Origin of the sequence: Archangium sp., from assembly GCF_036389735.1 — a bacterium.
Taxonomy (GTDB): Bacteria; Myxococcota; Myxococcia; order Myxococcales; family Myxococcaceae; genus Archangium.
This window is the reverse complement of the sequence record NZ_DASVWK010000549.1, coordinates 1-3,830: the sequence shown is the minus strand read 5'-3', so window position 1 is coordinate 3,830 and position 3,830 is coordinate 1. Positions and strand designations below refer to the sequence as shown.

At 69.7% G+C, this 3,830-nt stretch carries 5 protein-coding genes; 1 reads left to right on the top strand and 4 read right to left on the bottom strand.

Going from position 1 to position 3,830, the window contains the following annotated elements:
* From VF794_RS19235 to VF794_RS19220, 4 genes are all read right to left on the bottom strand, one after another.
* Positions 1-980 (bottom strand): DAHL domain-containing protein (locus VF794_RS19235; protein WP_331112469.1); only part of this gene is annotated, 980 nt, incomplete at its 3' end.
* Positions 981-994: 14 nt separating this feature from the next.
* Positions 995-1,372 (bottom strand): response regulator, encoded by a 378-nt coding sequence (locus VF794_RS19230; protein WP_331112467.1) that lies wholly within the window; start codon positions 1,370-1,372, stop codon positions 995-997.
* Positions 1,373-1,383: 11 nt separating this feature from the next.
* Positions 1,384-2,964 (bottom strand): GAF domain-containing sensor histidine kinase, encoded by a 1,581-nt coding sequence (locus VF794_RS19225; protein ID WP_331112465.1) that lies wholly within the window; start codon positions 2,962-2,964, stop codon positions 1,384-1,386.
* 63 nt (positions 2,965-3,027) lie between these two features.
* Positions 3,028-3,486 carry a cyclic nucleotide-binding domain-containing protein gene (locus VF794_RS19220; RefSeq protein WP_331112463.1) on the bottom strand — a complete coding sequence of 153 codons (459 nt, stop codon included), beginning with the start codon at positions 3,484-3,486 and terminating at the stop codon, positions 3,028-3,030.
* Between the two features lie 42 nt (positions 3,487-3,528).
* On the opposite strand from VF794_RS19220, the gene VF794_RS19215 reads away from it, so the two are divergent.
* On the top strand, positions 3,529-3,830 hold a 302-nt coding region (locus tag VF794_RS19215), incomplete at its 3' end, for an NAD(P)/FAD-dependent oxidoreductase (RefSeq protein WP_331112461.1).

Below are 3,830 nucleotides of genomic sequence, written 5' to 3'. Positions count from 1 at the left end.
GCGGGGAAGGTGTTGCCGTCGGTGCGCAGGGCGGACAGCTCCAGGCGGGTGGCGCGGCCGGGCGCGGCGTCGGCCCGGAGCGCGCGCTGGAGGACCCCACTCTGCTCGGCCTTCACGGATGCGGCCAGGGCCAGCGACAGGAAGTCCCGACCCAGCGCCTCCGCCCGAGGCATCCGGAAGATGTGCTCCGCGGCGGGGTTGAACTCCAGGATGCGGCCCCCCTCGTCCAGGGAGATGATGCCGTCCAGGGAACTCTCCAGGATGGCCGCCTTGCGGGCCTCGCTCTCGCGCAACTCCGTGTTGGCGGAGGAGAGGGCCGAGGTGCGTTCCTCCACGCGCCGCTCCAGCTCCGCGTTGAGCACGTTGAGCGCGGCGCCCGTGTGCGCCAGCCGCATCAGCACCGCCAGGACGAAGGCGACGAGCAACAGCGAGACGGCGAAGAGGATGACGCGGAAGCGCTCGGCGCCCTCCACGGACCGCTCGTACATCTGGAGGTAGGTGTTGATGAGCCGCTCGGCCTCGGGGCTGGCGGGGCTGTCCAGCAGGAGCCGGAGCGTGGCCATGGTCTCCTCCGGCCCCGCCTGGCGCGACTTCTGCTCCTCGAGGCGCGCCAGCAGGGCCTCCTCGTCCGCCAGCGCGCGGAGGTAGTCGTCCAGCACGCCGTTGAGCGTCCGACGATCCTGCTCCGACAGGAACGAGGGGACAGTGGCGCGCAGCTTCGCCACTCCCGCGCGCAGCTCGGCGAGCTCCTGCTCCGACGAGCCATGGGCCCGCGGCAGGCCCATGTGGCCCCGGAGGATGTCCTGCTCCAGCTCGGCGCTGCTGACCCGGAGCTGGCGCATCCGGGTCCGGTAGTCATCGTGCTCGCCGGCCCGCATCGGACGACCGAGCGTGAAGAGCACGCTCAAGAGCGCGAGCGCCCCCGTGGCGAGCACCACGGAGCGCTTGGAGAGACGGGGCTTGTCGGACGGGAGGCTCATCGTGGCTCACGGCCTCAGGTAGGCGACAGCAGCCGTTTGATTTCCGCGGGCAGCGTCATGGGATCGAACGGCTTGCCGATGACGCCCACCGCCCCCAGCTCCAGGTAGCGCGCCACCTCCTGCTTCTGGATCTTCGCCGTCATGAAGATGACGGGCGTCTTCGCGGTGGCCTCCTGGGCGCGGAGCTGGCCGAGGGTGGTGGGCCCGTCCATGCCCGGCATCATCACGTCCAGGAGGATGAGGTCCGGCCCCTCGGCGGCGGCCTTGGTCAGGGCCTCGGCGCCCGAAGAGGCGAGCACCGTCTGCCAGCCGCCCACGCGGCTGAGGCTCAGCTGACCGATGGTCCGGATGTCATCCTCATCATCCACGAGCAACACCTTGCGAATCGTCATGGGCGCTTCCTTTAGTTGGACGAGGGGACGGGGCGCCACTCGGGCAGCTCCACCCGGAAGGTGGTGCCGGCATTCTCGGCGGTGACGAAGTCCAGCGAGCCGCCCATCCGCTCCACCAGCTCGCGCGAGATGGCGAGCCCCAGCCCGGTGCCGCCCTTGCGCCGGCTGTCGGAGCCGTCCGCCTGGGCGAACTTCTGGAAGAGGCGGGAGTGGAAGGACTCGGGGATGCCGGGCCCGCGGTCCCGCACGCTCACGCGCAGCCGGGAGCCCACCCTTTCCAGCCGCAGTGTCACGCGCTCGCCGGACGGGGAGAACTTGAGGGCGTTGGACAGCAGGTTGGCCAGCACCTGGAGGAAGCGATCCGCGTCCACCAGGGCCCTCGCCCCCGGCGCGTCCACCACCGTCTCCACGGTGACGGCGTACTGCTGCGCATAGCCCTGGTGGGCCTCGGCGGCCTGGGTGAGCAGCGGGCCCAGCTCCAGCGGCTCCAGCTGGAAGTCGAGCTTCCCGGACTCCATCTTCTCCAGGTCCAGGATGTCGTTGATGAGGCGGATGAGGCGCTCGCTGTTCTTGTGCGCGATGTCGATCATCTCCCCCGCCAGGGACGGCAGGGGCCCGGCCACCCCGCCCGACAGCAGACCCAGGGCCCCGCGGATGGAGGTGAGGGGCGTGCGCAGCTCGTGGCTGACGGTGGAGACGAACTCGCTCTTCATCTGCTCCACCTCGCGGCGCTCGGCTTCCAGGCGCTTCTGCTCGGTGATGTCGCGCGCCACGCCATAGAGGATGCCCTCCTCCGGGTTGACGGCGGCGTTCCACTGGAGCCAGTGCCAGGAGCCGTCCCGGCCGCGGCAGCGGTGCTCGAGGTGGGGGAGGGGCTCGCCCCGGGTGCCGCGCTCCAGCCACGCGCGGGTGGCGGCACGGTCCTCCTCGTGGACCAGCTCCAGCAGGGACGTGGCGCGCAGCACCTCCTCGGAGTAGCCGAGCGTGCGACACCAGGCCCGGCCGAGCTGCCGGAAGGTTCCGTCCACACCGGCGATGCAGAGCATGTCCACGGACAGCTCGAAGAAACGCTCCTGCTGGGCCAGGGCGGTGCGCGCCTCCTGGACGGTGAGGGCGTTGAGCTCCAGCTCCACCCAGGAGGCCAGGTCCGCGAGCTGCTGGCGGTCCTCCTCGCTGAAGTCGCGCGACTGGCGGTCGAGCAGGCAGAGCGTTCCCACGCGGCTGCCGTCCGGGGCGCGGATGGGGTGGCCCGCGTAGAAGCGCACATGGGGCTCGCCGGTGACGAGCGGGTTGTCGAAGAAGCGCAGGTCCTCGAGGGCGTCCGGCACCACGAAGGTGTCGGCATTGAGGATGGCATGCCCACAGAAGGAGATGCTGCGTGCCGTGGAGGAGGCGTCCAGGCCGACCCGCGCCTTGAACCACTGCCGCGAGTCATCCAGCAGGGAGACGAGGGCGATGGGGACGTGGAACATCCGTGAGGCGGCCCGGACGATGCGCTCGAAGCGCTCCTCGGCGGGGGTGTCCAGCATGCACAGCTGGTAGAGGGCCTGGAGGCGTCTCGTTTCGTCAGCCGGCAGGGGCGGTGGAATCATGCGGAGGGGGGCTCAGGGGAACAAACGGACTGGGAGTCCTGGTCTATTCTCTGGGACCGGCCCTCAGAACCGCGCCAGCGCGAGGAATGTCTTCATCTTCTCGTTCGTCTCGCGCAGGCGCACGGACAGGGTGCGTACGAAGGTCCAGAGCAACACGTACGCCAGGTCCTTGTCCGTGAACATCAGGTGGTCGAGCTGCTCGCGCTCGATGACCCACAGGGTGCACGAGGTATGGGCGAAGGCATCCGCCGAGCGGGGGATGTCCTCGACGACGGCCATCTCCCCGAAATACTGGCCCTTTTCCAGGATGGCGAGGGCTTCCTCGCCCATTCCCGGCACCTGCTGGGAGATGCGGACCTTGCCCTCCAGGATGATGAACATCTCCCGGCCGGCATCTCCCTCACGGAACAGGCAGGCGCCCGCCTCATAGCCCCGGGGCCGGGCGATCGCCGCGACGCGGTGGAGCTGACTCTGGGTGAGGCCCTCGAAGAGCGCAACCTTCTTGAGGATCGAGGCATCCATTGTGGCGCCAGTTCGTACCACGACCCGGAGGGCTCTGGTACGGTGGCGCCCCATCTTCGAGAAAAACAGGAGCGACGACCCGGGGCGGAGAAGATCAACAAGGTGACCATCATCGGCTCGGGGCCGGCCGGCTACACGGCGGCCATCTACACCGCGCGCGCCAACCTTCAGCCGGTCATGTTCGCCGGGGGCCCCACCCTCGATGACCCGCAGCGGGTGCCGGGCGGCCAGCTCATGGTCACCACCGACGTGGAGAACTACCCCGGCTTCCCCGAGGGGATTACGGGCCCCGAGCTGATGGACCGCTTCCAGAAGCAGGCCGAGCGCTTCGGCACCGTCATCCA